The following is a 16,861-nucleotide window of genomic DNA, read 5'->3' as shown; positions in this document are numbered from 1 at the left end:
TAGCCAGGAAATAGACCTATTATATCGAACCGCTCTCCCGACTATTTCACTCAACCTAAACTACTTTCAAATAGCAAAGGCAGGAGTCCCTACAAAACACTTCTATGCTATCCTTTTCTCTAGTTAAACCTACTTTGGTAAATTAAATTAAACAGCCACTGAAGATTAATTAATGGTTTTGGTTGCTCATCAATCACTGGTTGAACGGTCTCTCTAATTTCTTTTTGAATTGTACGTTGCTTATATTTAATAGTGTGATAATGTTTGTCAAAAGCATGCTGGATAGAAAAATTTCGATTAAAAAGATAACTTTCACCTGAGCCCGAGAAAAAATAGAGAGTATCACCTGAAAAATCTAATATGGACGTTTTCGTTCCTTTTTCTCTCGTTATAGCGTACGACCCATCATCATCATAGCTAATACCATCTATTTCCGGTGTATAAATCCAGTCATTATTCTCCATCAGCATAATGATGTCCGGCTCTGTCCCCTCCTTATGAGGAATATGTTGAGCATAATAAACAGAGTTAAATTTTATATTAATAAAAGTAAATAGGCTCATTCCTAAGACTGTAACCAGCCCCATAAATAGTCCTACAAAAATCCCTAAAATATTGCTTTTTTGCATTGTCATCTTCTCTTTCCTTTTTATCTCCAATCGAATTTTGACTGGATTAACAATAAACCATTGTACCGTATTTATCATAGGTCTTACAATTTAATGATTTGTAATTACTCTAACATTTATTATGAATAAGAAAAAATCAAGTCTTTACAAATTTCTTCAATACTCCTCCCCACTTTGTCAATCAAGCTAAACATGGTATAATAGTTAAGATTTTTATACTACTTATTTCTGGGTAGAAGTGGGCAGTAAATTTTAACAAACAAGGGCTAACCCCTTGATATGAAAGGAATCTAGAAACTATTATGATGAACATGCAGAACATGATGAAGCAAGCTCAAAAGCTTCAGAAACAAATGGAAAAAAGCCAAGCTGAGTTGGCTGCTACAACCTTCACTGGAAAATCAGCACAAGACTTGGTTGTTGCTGAATTGACTGGTGACAAAAAAGTGGTCAACATCACTTTTGCTGATGCTGTCGTGGATCCTGATGATGTGGAAACACTTCAAGATATGACTGTTCAAGCACTTAACGATGCTCTTGGACAAATTGACGAAGCGACTAAAAAATCAATGGGTGCCTTTGCCGGTAAATTGCCATTCTAAAAAATGAAAAGGAATCTCGCAGTTCCTTTTTTCTATTAACAATTCAGTCATAACATACAAAAGACTTGAACAAGAAATCCAAGTCTTTTTAAGATAGTCATATAAAAATTTTATTCTTCAACCAAAGCAAGACCTGACTGTGCGTCTTCTTCGTTGGCCAATTTATAGCGATTCTTTTGACCTAAGTAGATGCTCGCTGAATTTAATGAACTTTCTAAATTAGGGTAATTCACATCTTCATTCGCTGTTTGGATAGGTACCGGTCCTGAAATTAATAGCTCATCAGCATTCTTGACATAAATCTGGTATTCTCCAACTTCGCTAGTTTGAGCTAAAATCTCATTCAACAAGTCTGGGTTAAGCGTTTGAGCGACACCATCAACCACTTGATTAGCGTCCTGCTTATGCTCCGATGAGTCCACTACTTCAGTGATAACGATGTAGTCAGGAGTTTCCTCATCTGAAACTTTAGTTCCTTCAGTTTCTGGCTGTTTTTGTCCAGGTGTTTCTTGCTTCTTCGTCTCTTGAGCTTGTCCATCATGGGTCTTCAATTCCTCATCACTAACGGTTTGAACTTTAGTTTGATTAGCATCTAAATCAAGTTTTGGAGCTTCTTTGACATCAGCTGAAGCTCCACTGGTACCCATGAATAGAGCTAGAGTCCCCAAAGTAGCAATCAAGCTGATTACTGCTTTGCCGATAAAACCATTATCTTTGTTTTTAATCATAAATCCCTCACTATTTGTTTGGTTAGCTCTAACTGGCTAACAACGAGTCCAATTTGCTGCTGTAGGTGGTAAAAGGTTGGTTGAGCTGTTTGACCAACCCTTCACCCAGATAACAATCTTAGCATGCAAAAACCTTGATTTCAAGCATTTCTTTAATTTTTAAGCATTTTAAATAAATGACAACTTCATGTCTTAAAATTGATGACAATCTATTATCTGATTAGCTTTTTTACGCTATGCAAATGGTAATTTCTTTAAATGGTACTTAGGGAAATAATACTTGTTTTTTAGACAGATTCTTCAGAAACCACTTTTGCTGACTTACCTCCTCCAAAAATTTATCGGATAGCAAAATTCTGTCCAAACACTTTAAATGCAACTATAAAAAGAATTCTTGATTCAGGAAGTGGAGTTTTCAACATCCTAAAATACTATTAGAAACTAAAACCCCTCAATTAGACCAAAGAAAGCTACAACAAAAGTATTTATAAAACGCATCCCAATAAACAACTCATTCTAAAAATGCGCACCTCTCATTTAGATATCTAATTTTAAAGTATTTACAACTTCTTTAAAAATAACTAACACACAAAAAATGATTACGAAAAGGCCGCTATTTCCCCATGAATAAATTAACCCATATAGAAAATGTATCTTCCAAATGCAAAAAAATGGCGGTATTCTGGATATATCCATGCTCGAAACTATGAAAAAACTCTTTATCCATCATCAACTCTGACGCAAAAGTAGATTCCCTCTGACACCCCTATGGTGAAACATTTACCGACCTAAAGTCTCCGACAATGATGGAAATTTGGAAAAATGGGAAATCCACTCAGTAAAAGACTAAAAATAACCTAACTTTATAACTATTCCACCAAATTTTCACCTCACTCAAAGCTCATCTAGAATAGGTTTTTCTCATGTGTAAACGCTTCACTCAAATTTCTGTCACATGTAAGAAAATCTTATCGTCTTTTGAACCTTTTTTTGCTTCAAAACCTAGATATTCCAAGGAAAATCCGTTACAATAGAGTACGGAAAGATAGGTAATTATCAGCATCATTATTTTCGTATGAAAGGGAAATTCATGGCTTATATTCAAATGAAGCATAGCTATAAACGCTATAAAACCGGTGATCTGGAAATTATCGCAAACAACGACGTAAGCTTTGATATTGAAAAAGGGGAGCTTGTCGTTATTCTCGGTGCCTCTGGTGCCGGGAAATCAACCGTTCTTAACATCTTGGGTGGTATGGACACCAATGACGAAGGCCGCGTCATTATTGATGGTAAGGATATCTCTGAATACACAGCTAAAGAACTGACAACCTATCGTCGTGAGGACGTTGGCTTTGTGTTCCAATTTTACAACTTAGTTTCAAACCTTACGGCCAGGGAAAACGTCGAACTAGCATCCGAAATCGTTCCAAACGCTAAAGATGCTACTCAAACACTCGTCGAAGTCGGTTTGGGAGACCGCTTAGACAACTTCCCATCACAACTATCTGGTGGGGAGCAACAGCGTGTTGCCATTGCACGCGCCGTTGCCAAAAATCCAAAGATCCTTCTTTGTGATGAACCAACGGGGGCTCTGGATTATCAAACAGGGAAACAAATCCTGACCCTCCTTCAAGAAATGGCTCGCAAACAGGAAACAACTGTTATTATCGTGACCCATAATGCTTCTCTAGCTCCAATCGCCGATCGTGTCATTCGAATGCACGATGCCAAGATTAAGAGTGTGGAACTTAATCCTAATCCACAAAAAATCGAGGACTTGGAATACTAGAAAGGAGCACCGTCATGAAAAAAACAACTTATTGGAAAGATGTTTGGCGAACCTTTGTAGCTTCTAAAGGGCGTATGCTCTCTATTGCCTTGCTTATGGCACTGGGATCCTTTGCCTTGATTGGTCTTAAAGTAACTTCTCCTAATATGAAAAAAACTGGGGAACACTTCTTCAAGACGCATCAAACAGCTGACTTGACCTTAATCAGTACTTACAGTATCAACCAAACCGATCAGGACCTTCTCAATACGATTAAAAAGAAGAATGTAGATATCGAGTATGGTTATTTCAAAGATGCTGTCATCAAGGGGACGAATACGGCATTTCGTATTTTCTCTAAACCTAAGAAAATCTCTACTTACGACCTTATTGAGGGGAAACTTCCTACTAAGGACGGGGAAATTGCTCTTTCCTCAACTTATAAAGAAGAATATAGCGTCGGAGATAAGATTAACTTTTCTGAGCCAGTAGATAGCTCAGGGCAAAAACAATTAAAGGAACAAACATATACCATTACTGGTTTTGTTAATTCCTCTGAACTTCTCTCTAGGAACCGCCTTGGTAATGCCAGTGCTGGTACGGGGAAACTGGATGGCTATGCCATTGTTCCAGAGACGGACTTCACCTCTAATGATTACATGATTGCCCGCATCCGCTACAAGGATTTAGAAAATGTTAGTCCTTTTAGTGAGGAATACGCAAATAAGATTTCTGAACGAAAGACTGAACTCAAGGAACTCTTTAAAGACGAACCTGAGAAACGCCTCGCTGAAATCAAGTCACAGTCTCAAGCTCAAATTACTCAAGCTAAACAAGAACTTGAAACAGCACTCGCACAGACCCAGCAAATGGCTACAAGCAACCCTGCCGAAGCCGCTAGCGTCAAAGAAGCTACTACCAAGATTGAAGCCAAGCAAAAAGAACTCGAAGAAAGTCAAGCAATGGTTGATAATTTACCAGCGCCTAGCTATCAATTCTACTCTCGTCGAGAGATTCCGGGTTCTGAGGGATATGTTGCTTATGAAAGTAATATTAACATCATTCACGATGTGAGTAACATCTTCCCTGTCGCTCTCTACTTTATGGCAGCTTTGGTTACCTTTGTAACCATGGGACGCTTTGTTGAAGAGGAACGTGGTAAGGCTGGTATCTTCAACGCCCTAGGCTACAGTAATTCGCGAATTATCCATAAATTCGTCATTTATGGTTTGATAACGAGTATTACTGGTACAACTGCAGGTGTTATTACCGGTCATACACTACTTCCGATTCTAATCCACAACACTTATAAGAGCGATTTGAAACTTCCCGCTTTCGAATTGCACTTCTACCTAGGACTTACTCTTGTGGCCTTCCTTTTAGGTCTCTTATCTGCTGTGCTACCTGCCTTTGCGGTTGCCAAGAAAGAGCTCTGGGAAAAACCTTCCCAACTCCTCCTTCCAAAACCACCTCGTGCAGGAGCTAAGATTGTCCTAGAGCGCATCACACCTCTTTGGAAACGTCTCAGCTTTACGGAAAAAGTTACCATGCGTAATATTTTCCGCTATAAGCAACGGATGTTTATGACACTCTTTGGTGTCGCTGGTTCTATCGCACTGCTCTTCGCAGGTTTAGGCATTCGATCTTCTGTATCTAACCTTAACCAGCAACAGTTTGAAGACATCATTCACTATGATATGATTGTTGCCAAGCAACCAAATACGTCAAGTGCTTTGGATGAGGAACTCACTAAACTCCTCGATAGCAAGGACGTTAAAGAATACTTGAATGTCCATTTTGAAACCTTGCAAAAAATTGCCGGTAGCAACAAGGACACCCAAGAAATCTCAACCCTTGTCTTTAACGACCGTGACGATAAACTCGTTGATAGTTACGTTAGCTTGCATGACCGAGACCGTAATAAGACTCTCAAGCTATCTAATGACGGAGCTATTATCTCTGAAAAAATGGCAAAACTCCTAAACCTAAAGGTTGGAGATACCATTACTGTGCAAAACAGTCAGGATGAATCTGTCAAGATTAAGATAGCTGGTATCACTGAAATGTACATGGGGCATTTCCTCTTTATGAATGCTAGCTACTACCAAAAAGCTTTTGGAACACCTTCAGTGAATAATGCCAACCTTGTTACTCTCGCTGAACCAACTAAGCAAAATGTTGAAAATATGGCAGCCAAATTCATCAACTTACCTAATGTTTACGGTGTTGTTCAAAACAACAACCTTAAACTGCAGATTAGCACTATGGTCAATTCATTGACACAGGTTATTGGTATCTTGATTACGGTTTCCATTCTCCTTGCTGTGGTTGTTCTCCATAACCTCACTAACATCAACGTTTCAGAACGTATCCACGAGCTTTCAACCGTTAAGGTTCTTGGTTTCTACAATAACGAAGTATCCCTCTACATCTATCGTGAAACCATTTACCTTTCAATCATCGGTATCTTCGTAGGGTTCGGTCTTGGACAGGCACTTCACCATTATATGGTAAGCATCATTCCTCCAGATCGTATCATGTTTGATCCATCTCTCGGATTGGCTACCTACCTTTTACCAGCTGTCCTTATCGGCATAATCCTTATTATCCTTGGCTTCGTCGTCAACAAACGTCTTGCCAACCTTAATATGCTTGAAGCCCTAAGCTCAGTTGAATAAGCTAAAAACGCCTGAGAAGTAATTCTCAAGCGTTTTTTATGTTCGATAACCTATTTTGTTTTAGTCTTAGCCAACTCCAGACAGTAGGTTTTCACATGACAATGAGGACAAGTCAGCTTACGAGTCCTTGGTGTATGTCCAGCAATGGCAAATTCTTTAAAACTTGGATCAAAGATCCTATGACAATTAGGACAGAGGTATTCAACCTGCTTTCTATAATGATATACCAATAGATTTATGGCTATTAAAAATGTCGGACAGACAACAAACAAACCTCTGGGATCCTTAAAATAATAAATGACAACCAGTAGGCCCATCAGATAAAGAAGGGAGGTTAGAATGACACTCCCATACATTCTCAACTGCAAATGACGCCATGATTTTTGATTTTCCATAAGACGTGAAATGTCTGACAAATCTTCCAGCGAAAGTTGATGTCGTTTAGCAGTTGCTTTTTGCAAGTGACGGGCACGTTTTAGTTTGACCTCTATTTCCTCTGAAGACTTTTCCAAGCTTTCAATTTGGTCTGTCAATAAAAGCTCTAAAACCTGTTCCCTATTCTCCTCTTGCAAGAGTTTCTTGATTTGATTAATTGAGAAATCCAAATCTCTTAAGAAACAAATGACTTGTAGGCGTTCCAAGTCTGATTCGTGATAGATTCTCCGACCACCCTCTGTGACTTCAGATGGCGTCAAGATCCCTCGTTGATCATAGTACTGGACAGTCCTAACAGACACTTCTGCTGCTTTAGCCAACTCTCCTGTTGAAAACTGCGACATCTCAGTCACCTCCTTTTAAGATTTTCTATCAAAGGAGGTCTTTCACCACCTTTGATACCTAGATTCTACCTTATAACGCAAGGTAATATGCAAGCCCTAACCCTAGAGGATTTTCTTTTCTTACAGAAAAAGTTGGCTATCACTCTTTACAACTCTTGTAAAGCTTTAGTCGAAAAGGCCGCCCAAACCTAAAGCCGCAAAAGGATTGTTACTGACTTCTTCCTGTTGCTCCAGAAGCTTGGCATTCTCATCTAATTCGAGAAACTTCTCGTAAATCTGAGCAGTCATCCGAGCATCCTCCAAACTGTTATGACCATGTCCCTTAATTCCAAAGAAATCCGCCACACTGGTTAGCTTGAGGTTGACAATACCATTTAAATCCGAAGCACGACGGTCAAAAGCCTCATCAAAAACATCTAAAGCATATTGCTCTTCCAAGTCCAAACCATTTTCCGACAAAATAGGCAAGTCTGACTTAAGGGCATTGTAGCCGATAAGTGGAGTGTCACCAACAAATGATTTAAAGTCCGTCAGAACGGACTCTAGCATTGGTGCCTTGGCAATCTTGTCCGCTGTAATTCCCGTCAAACCATTGATAAAGGACTGCAAAGGAACATCCGAATAGACGAAAGAATCAAACTGGCCCACTTCCTTGTGCTGGTCCATCTTAACGGCCGATACTTGGATAATATGGCTAACCCCATCCACTGTGTTGAACTCCAAATCAAAGGCAATATAAGTTTCTAAATTTTCCATTTTATCTCCTATAATAGTTAAAGCTGAGACTGAGTCCCAGCTTCTTTTTTATTTTCCAAATAGACGTCCAAAGAAACCTTTTTTAGAAGCTTCTTCTTGTTTGGTCTGGATTTCTTCCACTTGGGCCTTGGCTTCGTCAACCTCAACCTTAGCCTCATCGAGTTCCAGTTTAAGCTCTTCCTTGTCTTTCATAGCAGTCAAAGTCAATTGTTGCTGTTGATCAATTTGCTTGTCCTTTTCAGCGATTTGAACGTCTTTGACACGCAATTGATCATCCATGTTAGACAACTGCTCATCCTTAGCCTTCAACTGAGCATAAAGACGGGCAATCTCAGAGTTTTTCTCGTCTACAAGAATCTCTAACAACTCACGTTGCTTTGTTTCTTCATCGATTGGCTCATCGTCAAAGATGGTTTTCTTGTAGATTTCCTCCAACTTAATCAAGCCACTGCGTTTAACGACAGTAACCCCTTTAGCGTTTTTTTCTAAATCTTCTTCTGGAAGTTGTTTGACACGATTATTGACTGCTTGACGACTAACGCCAAGGATTTCAGCAATCTCGCTGACTGTCTTTTCAATACTCATAATAGCCTCATTTTCTCTTGAAATGTCTCACTATGAGAATATCACAATCACTCCTTTCTGTCAATTTGACTAGTTATTCTGGATATCTGAAGGGCTCTTTTTAAGTCCCTTTTTCCTTTCACTCTTCAAACAATTTACTTGATAGGAAGCTAAGCTTTTGGTAAACTATGTGTGGGTATAAATGTATATAGAAGGAAAGTCTTTGACTAAAACAATCGGTACTTCCAAATTGGGTTTGGTCGGTATCAGATCTGTTGTATCTAGGAATGGTGAGAACAATTCCACAAGGTTTGGGATTTTCATTCTTGCTCCAATTATGGGTGGCATTCGAGCAACCTTGGTTGCAAAACTACTTGATATTGAAGCATAAATCACATTATCTTCAACGGTTTGACTGTTGGAGTTTTTTTATTGTCAATCCACTCGCTCACTAAAGCCTCATATTGCCATCCGAGATTGAAAAAAGCCCTAAATTATGCCATAATAAGCAAAAGCAAAATAGAAAGAATGAGTCCTATGAAAAACTTCCGTGATGATATTAAGGTCAATGATTTGGCCCAGCCCTTCTTAGAGCCAATCGTTGAACAAATGACCACTGTATTCGACCCTGAAATTGAGCTAGATATTTACAACCTTGGTTTGATTTATGAAATCACCGTCGATGAAAATGGCCACTGCTACTTCCTTATGACCTTTACTGATACTGGTTGTGGCTGTGAAGAGACAATGCCTTATGAAATCGCTGAAAAGCTAAAAGCCATCGACGGCATTAACTCTGTCAAGGTAGAAACCACTTATTCACCTGTCTGGAAGATGACACGTATCAGTCGTTATGGACGTATTGCTCTTGGTATCTCACCTCGAGGCGGAAAATAAAAGGAAAACCGATTGGACATTTCCAACCGGTTTTTTTGAGGCTAACAGCAGATAGACGATCACTTTTTCATGATGCTGCCATCAACTGTCTCAGGATTTAACACCAAAAAATCACATCGAACAAATGTCCGGTGTGATTTTATTTTATATCATGTAATTAGGCTTTACCTGATTTATCCATGTTCCAGAAGTCGGTAACGGCACCACGAGATGCTGATGAAACGATGTGAGCATACTTACCGAGGACACCACGGCTATAAAGTGGTGGCAACTCAGTTTCAGCTTTACGTTTCGCCAACTCTTCGTCTGAAACGTGCATAGTAATTTCTTTAGTATCTTGGTCAACTGTAACCATATCACCTGTACGGAGGTAGGCAATAGGTCCACCAACCTGAGCTTCAGGAGCAATGTGACCAACAACGAGTCCGTAAGTACCACCTGAGAAACGTCCATCTGTCAAGAGGGCAACCTTGTCCCCTTGACCTTTACCAACGATCATTGATGACAATGACAACATTTCTGGCATACCAGGACCACCCTTAGGACCTACAAAACGTACAACAACTACGTCGCCATCAACGATTTCATCAGAAAGAACGGCTTCGATGGCATCTTCTTCTGAGTCAAATACTTTAGCAGGACCAGTAATGTTACGAACTTTAACCCCTGATACTTTGGCAACCGCACCTTCTGGAGCCAAGTTACCTTTCAAGATAATCAATGGACCATCAGCACGTTTAGGATTTTCAAGTGGCATGATGACTTTTTGACCTGGTGTCAAATCATCGAAGGCCTCCAAGTTTTCTGCAACAGTCTTACCAGTACATGTGATACGATCACCGTGAAGGAAACCATTCTTAAGAAGGTATTTCATAACGGCTGGCACACCACCGACATTGTAAAGGTCTTGGAAGACATATTGACCTGATGGTTTCAAGTCAGCCAAGTGAGGCACACGCTCTTGGAAATCGTTGAAATCTTCAAGTGTCAAATCAACATTAGCGGCGTGAGCAATAGCGAGCAAGTGAAGTGTCGCATTGGTTGAACCACCAAGTGCCATTGTGACGGTGATGGCATCTTCAAAGGCTTCACGTGTCAAGATATCTGATGGTTTAAGACCTAGTTCAAGCATCTTAACAACCGCACGACCTGCTTCTTCGATATCTGCTTTCTTCTCAGCTGATTCTGCAGGGTGAGATGATGATCCTGGAAGACTCATCCCCATTACTTCGATTGCTGTCGCCATTGTGTTGGCAGTATACATACCACCACAACCACCAGGGCCAGGGCAGGCATTACATTCAAGCTCTTTAACCTCTTCAGCGGTCATATCACCGTGGTTCCATTTACCGATACCTTCGAAAACAGAAACCAAGTCGATATCCTTACCGTTAAGATTACCTGGTGCAATGGTACCACCATAGGCAAAAATCGCTGGAATATCCATGTTAGCAATGGCAATCATAGAACCAGGCATGTTCTTATCACATCCACCGATAGCCACAAAGGCATCGACGTTGTGACCACCCATAGCTGCTTCGATTGAGTCAGCAATGATATCACGAGATGTCAATGAGAAACGCATCCCTGGTGTCCCCATGGCAATACCATCAGCAACGGTAATCGTACCAAATTGAACTGGCCAAGCACCCGCGTCTTTAACACCTTCTTTGGCAATTTGACCAAAACCGTGCAAGTGGATATTACATGGTGTGTTCTCAGCCCAAGTTGAGATAACCCCAACAATAGGCTTTTCAAAACTATCATCCGTCATCCCAGTCGCACGAAGCATGGCACGGTTAGGCGATTTAACCATGCTATCGTAGACAGATGAACGGTGTTTCATGTTATTTTCAGACACGATATTTTCCTCCATAGTTAATAACTATTCTAATTTAGACTTCTACTCCTATTCTAACATAAATTGTCTAAAAAAACTGACCATTTACCAACTATTCTCCCTTTTTAAATTATGCTAAAATAAAGGCATGAAACATTTTGATACTATCGTTATTGGTGGGGGACCTGCTGGCATGATGGCGACCATCGCCTCAGCCTTCTATGGCCAACAAACCCTCCTAATTGAAAAAAACAAACGTCTCGGAAAGAAGCTGGCTGGTACTGGCGGTGGACGTTGTAATGTTACTAACAACGGGACTTTAGACGATCTTCTAGCAGGCATTCCTGGTAATGGACGTTTCCTCTATAGCGTCTTTTCACAATTTGATAACCACGATATCATTGCTTTTTTCGAGGACAATGGTGTCAAACTCAAGGTTGAGGATCACGGACGTGTCTTCCCTAAGACAGATAAATCACGGACCATCATCCAAGCTCTAGAAAATAAAATTCAGGAACTGGGTGCTAGTATCCTTACCAATACAGAAGTTGTCTCTGTCAAAAAGGTTGATGAGCAATTCCAAGTTAAGTCTTCAGACCAGACTTTTACCAGTGATAAGCTCATCGTCACAACTGGAGGAAAATCTTACCCATCGACTGGTTCAACTGGTTTTGGACATGATATTGCCCGCCATTTTAAACTCCATGTCACTGATCTTGAAGCTGCGGAAAGTCCACTCCTAACCGACTTTCCCCACAAGGCTTTGCAGGGAATTTCTCTTGACGATGTCACTCTGTCCTATGGCAAACACAAGATTACTCACGACCTTCTCTTCACCCATTTTGGCCTATCTGGACCAGCCGCCCTACGTCTTTCTAGCTTTGTTAAGGGTGGTGAGATCGCTCATCTGGACTTTCTTCCCAACCAAAGCCAAGAAAATCTCAAGACTTACTTTGAAGAAAACCGTGAGAAATCTGTCAAAAACACCCTCAAAGCGCTTGTGCCTGAGCGTGTTGCTGAATTCCTAGCAGAAGATAAGGCTGATAGCAAGGTTAAACAACTGCACCCCAAAGACTTGGAAAATATTATCAGTCAGCTTAAGGACATGGAAATTCCAATCACAGGTAAAATGTCACTTGCCAAATCCTTTGTGACTAAAGGTGGCGTTGACCTTAAGGAAATTAATCCCAAGACCCTAGAAAGTAAAAAAGTCCCTCACCTACACTTTGCAGGAGAGGTCCTTGACATCAATGCCCATACCGGCGGTTTTAATATCACTAGCGCCCTCTGTACTGGTTGGGTAGCAGGTATACAGAGCCCTTGGGACTAGGAAGATTTTTCAATTAACGACAACAAAAAGGTCCCTTCTATGACAGAAGGGACCTTTTGTCTATTACTCAAAGGAGAGGAGGGGATTCGAACCCCCGAGCCCCGTTAAGGACTACACGCTTTCCAAGCGTGCGCACTCGGCCTCTATGCGACCTCTCCACAACAAACGATTAGCCATTAATAGACTAATCGTTATTTTTAATCAAGTTTTCAAGAGTTAATCTTTAAACTGAGCCTCTACTCGGTAGATGACCTGACCTTTTTCCGAAAACTTACGCTCATATTCAGTCATGACGTTGCCTTCATAATCACTGGCATGAAGGTCCAACCAAACTTTGTTGAGAACCATTCCATATTGTGAAAAGCTCGCCAAACTGTATTCAAAAAGTCCACGATTGTCTGTCTTAAAGTGAATCTCTCCATTTTCAGGCAAAATTTGCTTATAAGTATCTAGGAAAGTCTTGTATGTCAAACGACGTTTCTCGTGGCGACTCTTAGGCCATGGATCTGAGAAATTCAGATACATCATATCCACTTCGCCATCTTCAAAATAATTGGTCAAGGCTGAACCATCCACGCGCAAGAGTTTGACATTTTCAGCACCCGAAGCCAAAACCTTATCCAAGGCATAGCTCAATACAGACAGCTGAATATCAATACCAATGTAGTTGATGTCAGGGTTTTGTTGGGCCATACCAGTAATGAAGGCCCCTTTACCAGATCCTACCTCGATATGGATAGGATTGTCATTACCAAAAAGCTCATGCCACTTACCTTTAGCAGCCTCCGGCTCAAGGATAACGTACTGAGGATGGTTAGCTAGGTGTTCCTCTGCACCTTTACGTTTTCTAACTCGCATGTCTACTTTCTAATATCTGTGCAAGGTCTCTCTGAATTTACGAAGTTCATAAATTTCTCGGTTGGCATGTTCCATATCACGACTATCAAAGAATTTTGAAATCTGTGTCAAGTATGAAAATTGCCCATACCAGTAAATCTTGTCCATCACAAGGTCATTGTTCTTATAGCCATAGTATGACAACCACTGGGGCCAATGTGCCAATGGAATGTAATGGCTGAGGATCTGCGCCACATCATACATACGATCTGTTAGACGTACAGAATCCCAATCAACCAAATAAATCAATCCTGAGGTTGTGATGACAAAGTTACTATGACGAGCATCTCCGTGAACAATTGTTGCAATTTCCGCACGAAACTCTGGAAGATGACGTTTCAAATCTCTAACAACATCTTGAAGGAAGCCATTCTCACGCAATTGGTAAGCGGCATTTTCCTCCCACTCGTGTAGAAGATCGAAAGGATTTTCAATATGATAATCCAACTGCAAGAGTTGATTAACCAAGTGTTTAGAGCGGTGCAAATTACCAAGAATTTGGATAATCTGTTTACTGTTCATGTCATGTTTGGTCAAAATACGACCATCAAGCCACTCCTGTGCACTCATCATGTCACCATTTCCCAGACGCTTAGCCCACAAGAGCTGGGGCGCAATCTGTTCCTTGGCAAGAGCTGCCAAGATTGGTGTTGTATTCATCTTCACAAAGACGCGATCTCCGTTTGGGTAAGTTCCCATATAGGCCTTACCACTATTTCCTTTGAGAGGAGTCAGGCTCAAATCTTTATCTGTTGATGTCACCTAGGCATCTCCTTTTTCTTTAGTCATTTGTTTCTATTTTAACTTATTTAATAGGTGTTAGTCAATCATCTTCTTAAGCTTAGCTGGTAGGTAAACAAGGCTCAAAACTAGCATCATTCCAACCAAAATCAGGCTAAATTTAAGGTCGAAGAGACAAACAGCCTGTACCAGAGTCATCCCAAGTACAATCTGGGTAATCAAGCGCTTAAGATTGCTCACCTGCATGTCTTTTCCAACTGGCATAAGGTTAGCCATTCTCTGATAAGCAAAGTGCGATTTAAGTGCCGTGAGCTGGAAGAGCAAGAGGTAGTCAAAAACAACCACAAGCACCATAGCCAGCCATTTTTCAGGAACCAAAAAGATAACTAGAAGCGTTAGGGCAAACAGGCGTAGGCTAAGGGCAAAGTAATCTCCAGAACGCAAGAAGGCCCTTAGGTAAAGATTGTACCAGGTATGTTCCTTGTCTTTCTTTGTACGTTTGAGAATAGCATCCAAATAAGCACGGCGTTTAACACTCGACGTAATCCCTTTAACATTGGTAAAGAGTGAAAAGAACTTCAGAATCGATTGTTGACGCTTATTTTCTCCTGCAATAGCCTCAGTCCAATTCAGGCCAGACTGCTTATAAAAAGGTTGAGCCTTTTTCTGGAAAATAAAATACTTAAGAATGGCCATAGCCACAGCTACAAGGATAACTCCCCAAACTGGAAGTCCCAAGGCTAAAAAGAGAGGAATAACTAAAATAAAAATCAGGGTTTGTACTATTACCCAAAATCTAAAAGCACGCCCTGTTGCCTTCTTAACATGGTCTAGCACCTCTTCTTCCTTAACCAAAAGGTAGTGCTTGTCCGCAGGTTCTAGATAAGTCGCAATATTCCCCCAGAAAGGTAATAACAGACAAAGCACAAGCAAGCCAAGAATGATTGCCCACGGATTTTTTGGAAAATGCTTCAGCAACTGGCTATACTGGACCAAGACAAAACCCAACAAAAAGAGAAGAACCAAGATAAAATGATCATTAAACACGTAGCGACTATACTTAGCACAGCGGGCATTGAATCGCTTGCTACGCTCCTTAAATAGCTTAGCTATCATGACAATTCTCCCTTAGTTAACTGCATGTAGATATCGTTAAGACTAGCACTATCGTCGCCAAAAGTCTGACGGAGCTCCTCGAGAGTCCCCTGTGCTAAGACCTGTCCATGGTGCAAAATCACAAAGCTATCACACATCTTCTCAGCTGAATCCAAAACGTGGGTAGACATGAGAATCGCCTTGCCCTTAGCTTTTTCCTCAGCTAAAAGCTCAATTAGGTCGGAGATTGCCAAGGGATCCAAACCCAAGAAGGGTTCATCAACAATGAAAAGACTGGGGTTAACAATAAAGGCACAGATAATCATGACCTTCTGCTTCATTCCCTTTGAAAACTGAGTCGGGAACCAATCTAACTTTTCATCTAAGCGAAAGAGTTTGAGGTACTTGTCCGCACGTGCCATCCCCTCAGTCACATCAAGACCATAGGCCATCAACACCGTTTCCAAATGTTCACGAAGCGTCAACTCTTCATAGAGACTTGGCGTTTCAGGAATATAGCCAATCTTCTGACGATAGCTAGCTGGATCTTGTTGAATAGTTAACCCATCAATGGCAATCTGTCCCCCATAAGGTGTTAAGAGACCAATAATCTCGTTAATTGTTGTTGATTTCCCAGCACCATTAAGACCAATGAGACCAACCAATTCACCATCAGCCACCTCAAAAGTCACATCTTTTAGGACGGGAATATTAGCGTAACCACCCGTCACCTTTTCTAATTTAAGCATTATCTTTTCTCTCTTTGGTATGATATAATCTATTATAACAAAAACTCATGGAAAGGTCGTTATTATGGATAATTGTATTTTCTGTAAAATTATATCTGGAGAAATCCCTTCATCAAAAGTCTACGAGGACGACAAGGTTCTAGCCTTCCTCGATATTTCACAAGCTACAAAAGGACATACCTTGGTTATTCCTAAAGAGCACGTTCGTAACATCTTAGAAATGTCTGCTGAGACTGCTGAGACTGTCTTTAGCCGTGTTCCAAAAATTGCTCGTGCCGTGCAAAAAGCAACAAAAGCTATCGGCATGAATATCCTTAATAACAACGAAGAAGTTGCTGGACAAACCGTCTTCCACGCTCATATTCATCTCGTTCCTCGTTACGGTGCAGACGATGGTATCCACATGGGATTTGACGAACACGAACCAGACTTCGCTGCCCTGGCCGACCTTGCTGACATCATCGCTAAAGAGGTAACAGAATGAAAATCGGACGCTTTCTAGCTCTTGGAACTCTTGCCTACGGTGCCTACTACGCCTATAAACGACGTGAAGGCATCAAAGAGGAAATCCTAGACCTCAACCAATCACGAGAAAATATCTCTCACGATCTGGACAATATCAAACGCAACCTTGACATCATCAAGGAACAAAACCTTGTTCTCGCTGACATCAAACAAGACCTCAACTATAAAACACGCGTCTTCAAAAAAGACCTCGAACCCCGACTCAACATCATCCAAGAACGCTTGAAAAAATATCAGGGTGAGGATAAAGAATCATAACCACCCGTCTAACGGGTGGTTT

General features: G+C 40.8%; 18 protein-coding genes and 1 tRNA gene. 8 read left to right on the top strand and 11 right to left on the bottom strand.

The features are described 5' to 3' along the window. Window positions 1-119 precede the first annotated feature (119 nt). Window positions 120-629, bottom strand: a complete 510-nt coding sequence (locus HMPREF2571_RS02735) for a hypothetical protein (protein ID WP_070847181.1) — start codon at window positions 627-629, stop codon at window positions 120-122. A gap of 302 nt (window positions 630-931) precedes the next feature. On the opposite strand from HMPREF2571_RS02735, the gene HMPREF2571_RS02730 reads away from it, so the two are divergent. Continuing rightward, on the top strand, window positions 932-1,231 hold the full coding sequence (locus HMPREF2571_RS02730) for a YbaB/EbfC family nucleoid-associated protein (protein WP_002884818.1): 300 nt from the start codon (window positions 932-934) through the stop codon (window positions 1,229-1,231). A gap of 110 nt (window positions 1,232-1,341) precedes the next feature. Here the strand turns inward: HMPREF2571_RS02730 and HMPREF2571_RS02725 are convergent, their stop codons facing one another. Continuing rightward, entirely contained in the window at window positions 1,342-1,959 is a 618-nt protein-coding gene (locus tag HMPREF2571_RS02725) for a hypothetical protein (RefSeq protein ID WP_045769077.1), read from the bottom strand. Window positions 1,960-3,049: 1,090 nt separating this feature from the next. On the opposite strand from HMPREF2571_RS02725, the gene HMPREF2571_RS02720 reads away from it, so the two are divergent. Next, window positions 3,050-3,751 (top strand): ABC transporter ATP-binding protein, encoded by a 702-nt coding sequence (locus HMPREF2571_RS02720; RefSeq protein ID WP_045001504.1) that lies wholly within the window; start codon window positions 3,050-3,052, stop codon window positions 3,749-3,751. Between the two features lie 14 nt (window positions 3,752-3,765). Next, window positions 3,766-6,408 (top strand): FtsX-like permease family protein, encoded by a 2,643-nt coding sequence (locus HMPREF2571_RS02715; protein ID WP_070847147.1) that lies wholly within the window; start codon window positions 3,766-3,768, stop codon window positions 6,406-6,408. Between the two features lie 50 nt (window positions 6,409-6,458). Here the strand turns inward: HMPREF2571_RS02715 and HMPREF2571_RS02710 are convergent, their stop codons facing one another. The 3 genes from HMPREF2571_RS02710 to HMPREF2571_RS02700 form a co-directional block, all read right to left on the bottom strand. Then, complete coding sequence (locus HMPREF2571_RS02710) at window positions 6,459-7,187, bottom strand: MerR family transcriptional regulator (protein ID WP_045001502.1); 729 nt, start codon at window positions 7,185-7,187, stop codon at window positions 6,459-6,461. A 165-nt stretch (window positions 7,188-7,352) separates the two neighbouring features. Next, window positions 7,353-7,943, bottom strand: a complete 591-nt coding sequence (locus HMPREF2571_RS02705; RefSeq protein WP_070847145.1) for a 3'-5' exonuclease — start codon at window positions 7,941-7,943, stop codon at window positions 7,353-7,355. 48 nt (window positions 7,944-7,991) lie between these two features. Beyond that, window positions 7,992-8,528: a DUF536 domain-containing protein gene (locus HMPREF2571_RS02700; protein ID WP_002884601.1), complete on the bottom strand. Its 537-nt coding sequence runs from the start codon at window positions 8,526-8,528 to the stop codon at window positions 7,992-7,994. Window positions 8,529-8,730: 202 nt separating this feature from the next. Between HMPREF2571_RS02700 and HMPREF2571_RS10650 the strand changes: the two genes are divergently transcribed. Together HMPREF2571_RS10650 and HMPREF2571_RS02690 are read left to right on the top strand one after the other, a co-directional pair. After that, window positions 8,731-8,898, top strand: a complete 168-nt coding sequence (locus tag HMPREF2571_RS10650) for a hypothetical protein (protein ID WP_153300619.1) — start codon at window positions 8,731-8,733, stop codon at window positions 8,896-8,898. 146 nt (window positions 8,899-9,044) lie between these two features. Further along, window positions 9,045-9,404: a metal-sulfur cluster assembly factor gene (locus HMPREF2571_RS02690; RefSeq protein WP_013991066.1), complete on the top strand. Its 360-nt coding sequence runs from the start codon at window positions 9,045-9,047 to the stop codon at window positions 9,402-9,404. Window positions 9,405-9,561: 157 nt separating this feature from the next. Here the strand turns inward: HMPREF2571_RS02690 and ilvD are convergent, their stop codons facing one another. Next, window positions 9,562-11,280: a dihydroxy-acid dehydratase gene (gene ilvD / locus HMPREF2571_RS02685; protein ID WP_014632703.1), complete on the bottom strand. Its 1,719-nt coding sequence runs from the start codon at window positions 11,278-11,280 to the stop codon at window positions 9,562-9,564. Window positions 11,281-11,392: 112 nt separating this feature from the next. On the opposite strand from ilvD, the gene HMPREF2571_RS02680 reads away from it, so the two are divergent. Further along, the gene (locus HMPREF2571_RS02680) at window positions 11,393-12,574 is read left to right on the top strand and encodes an aminoacetone oxidase (protein ID WP_049528392.1); all 1,182 of its coding nucleotides are present in this window, start codon (window positions 11,393-11,395) and stop codon (window positions 12,572-12,574) included. Between the two features lie 71 nt (window positions 12,575-12,645). Here HMPREF2571_RS02680 and HMPREF2571_RS02675 read toward each other — a convergent pair. The 5 genes from HMPREF2571_RS02675 to HMPREF2571_RS02655 form a co-directional block, all read right to left on the bottom strand. After that, window positions 12,646-12,732, bottom strand: a tRNA-Ser gene (locus HMPREF2571_RS02675). Between the two features lie 58 nt (window positions 12,733-12,790). Next, window positions 12,791-13,432, bottom strand: coding sequence for a tRNA (guanosine(46)-N7)-methyltransferase TrmB (gene trmB, locus HMPREF2571_RS02670; protein WP_003096317.1), 642 nt, complete (start codon window positions 13,430-13,432; stop codon window positions 12,791-12,793). Window positions 13,433-13,441: 9 nt separating this feature from the next. Further along, window positions 13,442-14,233 carry a cell cycle regulator CcrZ gene (ccrZ, locus tag HMPREF2571_RS02665; protein WP_002884270.1) on the bottom strand — a complete coding sequence of 264 codons (792 nt, stop codon included), beginning with the start codon at window positions 14,231-14,233 and terminating at the stop codon, window positions 13,442-13,444. Window positions 14,234-14,290: 57 nt separating this feature from the next. Continuing rightward, window positions 14,291-15,325 (bottom strand): ABC transporter permease, encoded by a 1,035-nt coding sequence (locus HMPREF2571_RS02660; protein ID WP_371106571.1) that lies wholly within the window; start codon window positions 15,323-15,325, stop codon window positions 14,291-14,293. Continuing rightward, window positions 15,325-16,056 carry an ABC transporter ATP-binding protein gene (locus tag HMPREF2571_RS02655; RefSeq protein ID WP_070847141.1) on the bottom strand — a complete coding sequence of 244 codons (732 nt, stop codon included), beginning with the start codon at window positions 16,054-16,056 and terminating at the stop codon, window positions 15,325-15,327. The genes HMPREF2571_RS02660 and HMPREF2571_RS02655 overlap by 1 nt, the downstream gene beginning before the upstream one ends. Before the next feature lie 64 nt (window positions 16,057-16,120). Between HMPREF2571_RS02655 and HMPREF2571_RS02650 the strand changes: the two genes are divergently transcribed. Then, window positions 16,121-16,540 carry an HIT family protein gene (locus tag HMPREF2571_RS02650; protein ID WP_070847139.1) on the top strand — a complete coding sequence of 140 codons (420 nt, stop codon included), beginning with the start codon at window positions 16,121-16,123 and terminating at the stop codon, window positions 16,538-16,540. Further along, complete coding sequence (locus HMPREF2571_RS02645; protein ID WP_070847137.1) at window positions 16,537-16,839, top strand: hypothetical protein; 303 nt, start codon at window positions 16,537-16,539, stop codon at window positions 16,837-16,839. The genes HMPREF2571_RS02650 and HMPREF2571_RS02645 overlap by 4 nt, the downstream gene beginning before the upstream one ends. Window positions 16,840-16,861 lie beyond the last annotated feature (22 nt).

Origin of the sequence: Streptococcus sp. HMSC068F04 (assembly GCF_001837455.1) — a bacterium.
In the GTDB taxonomy this organism is placed as follows: Bacteria; Bacillota; Bacilli; order Lactobacillales; family Streptococcaceae; genus Streptococcus; species Streptococcus salivarius_D.
This window is presented reverse-complemented; position numbering and strand designations above follow the sequence as displayed.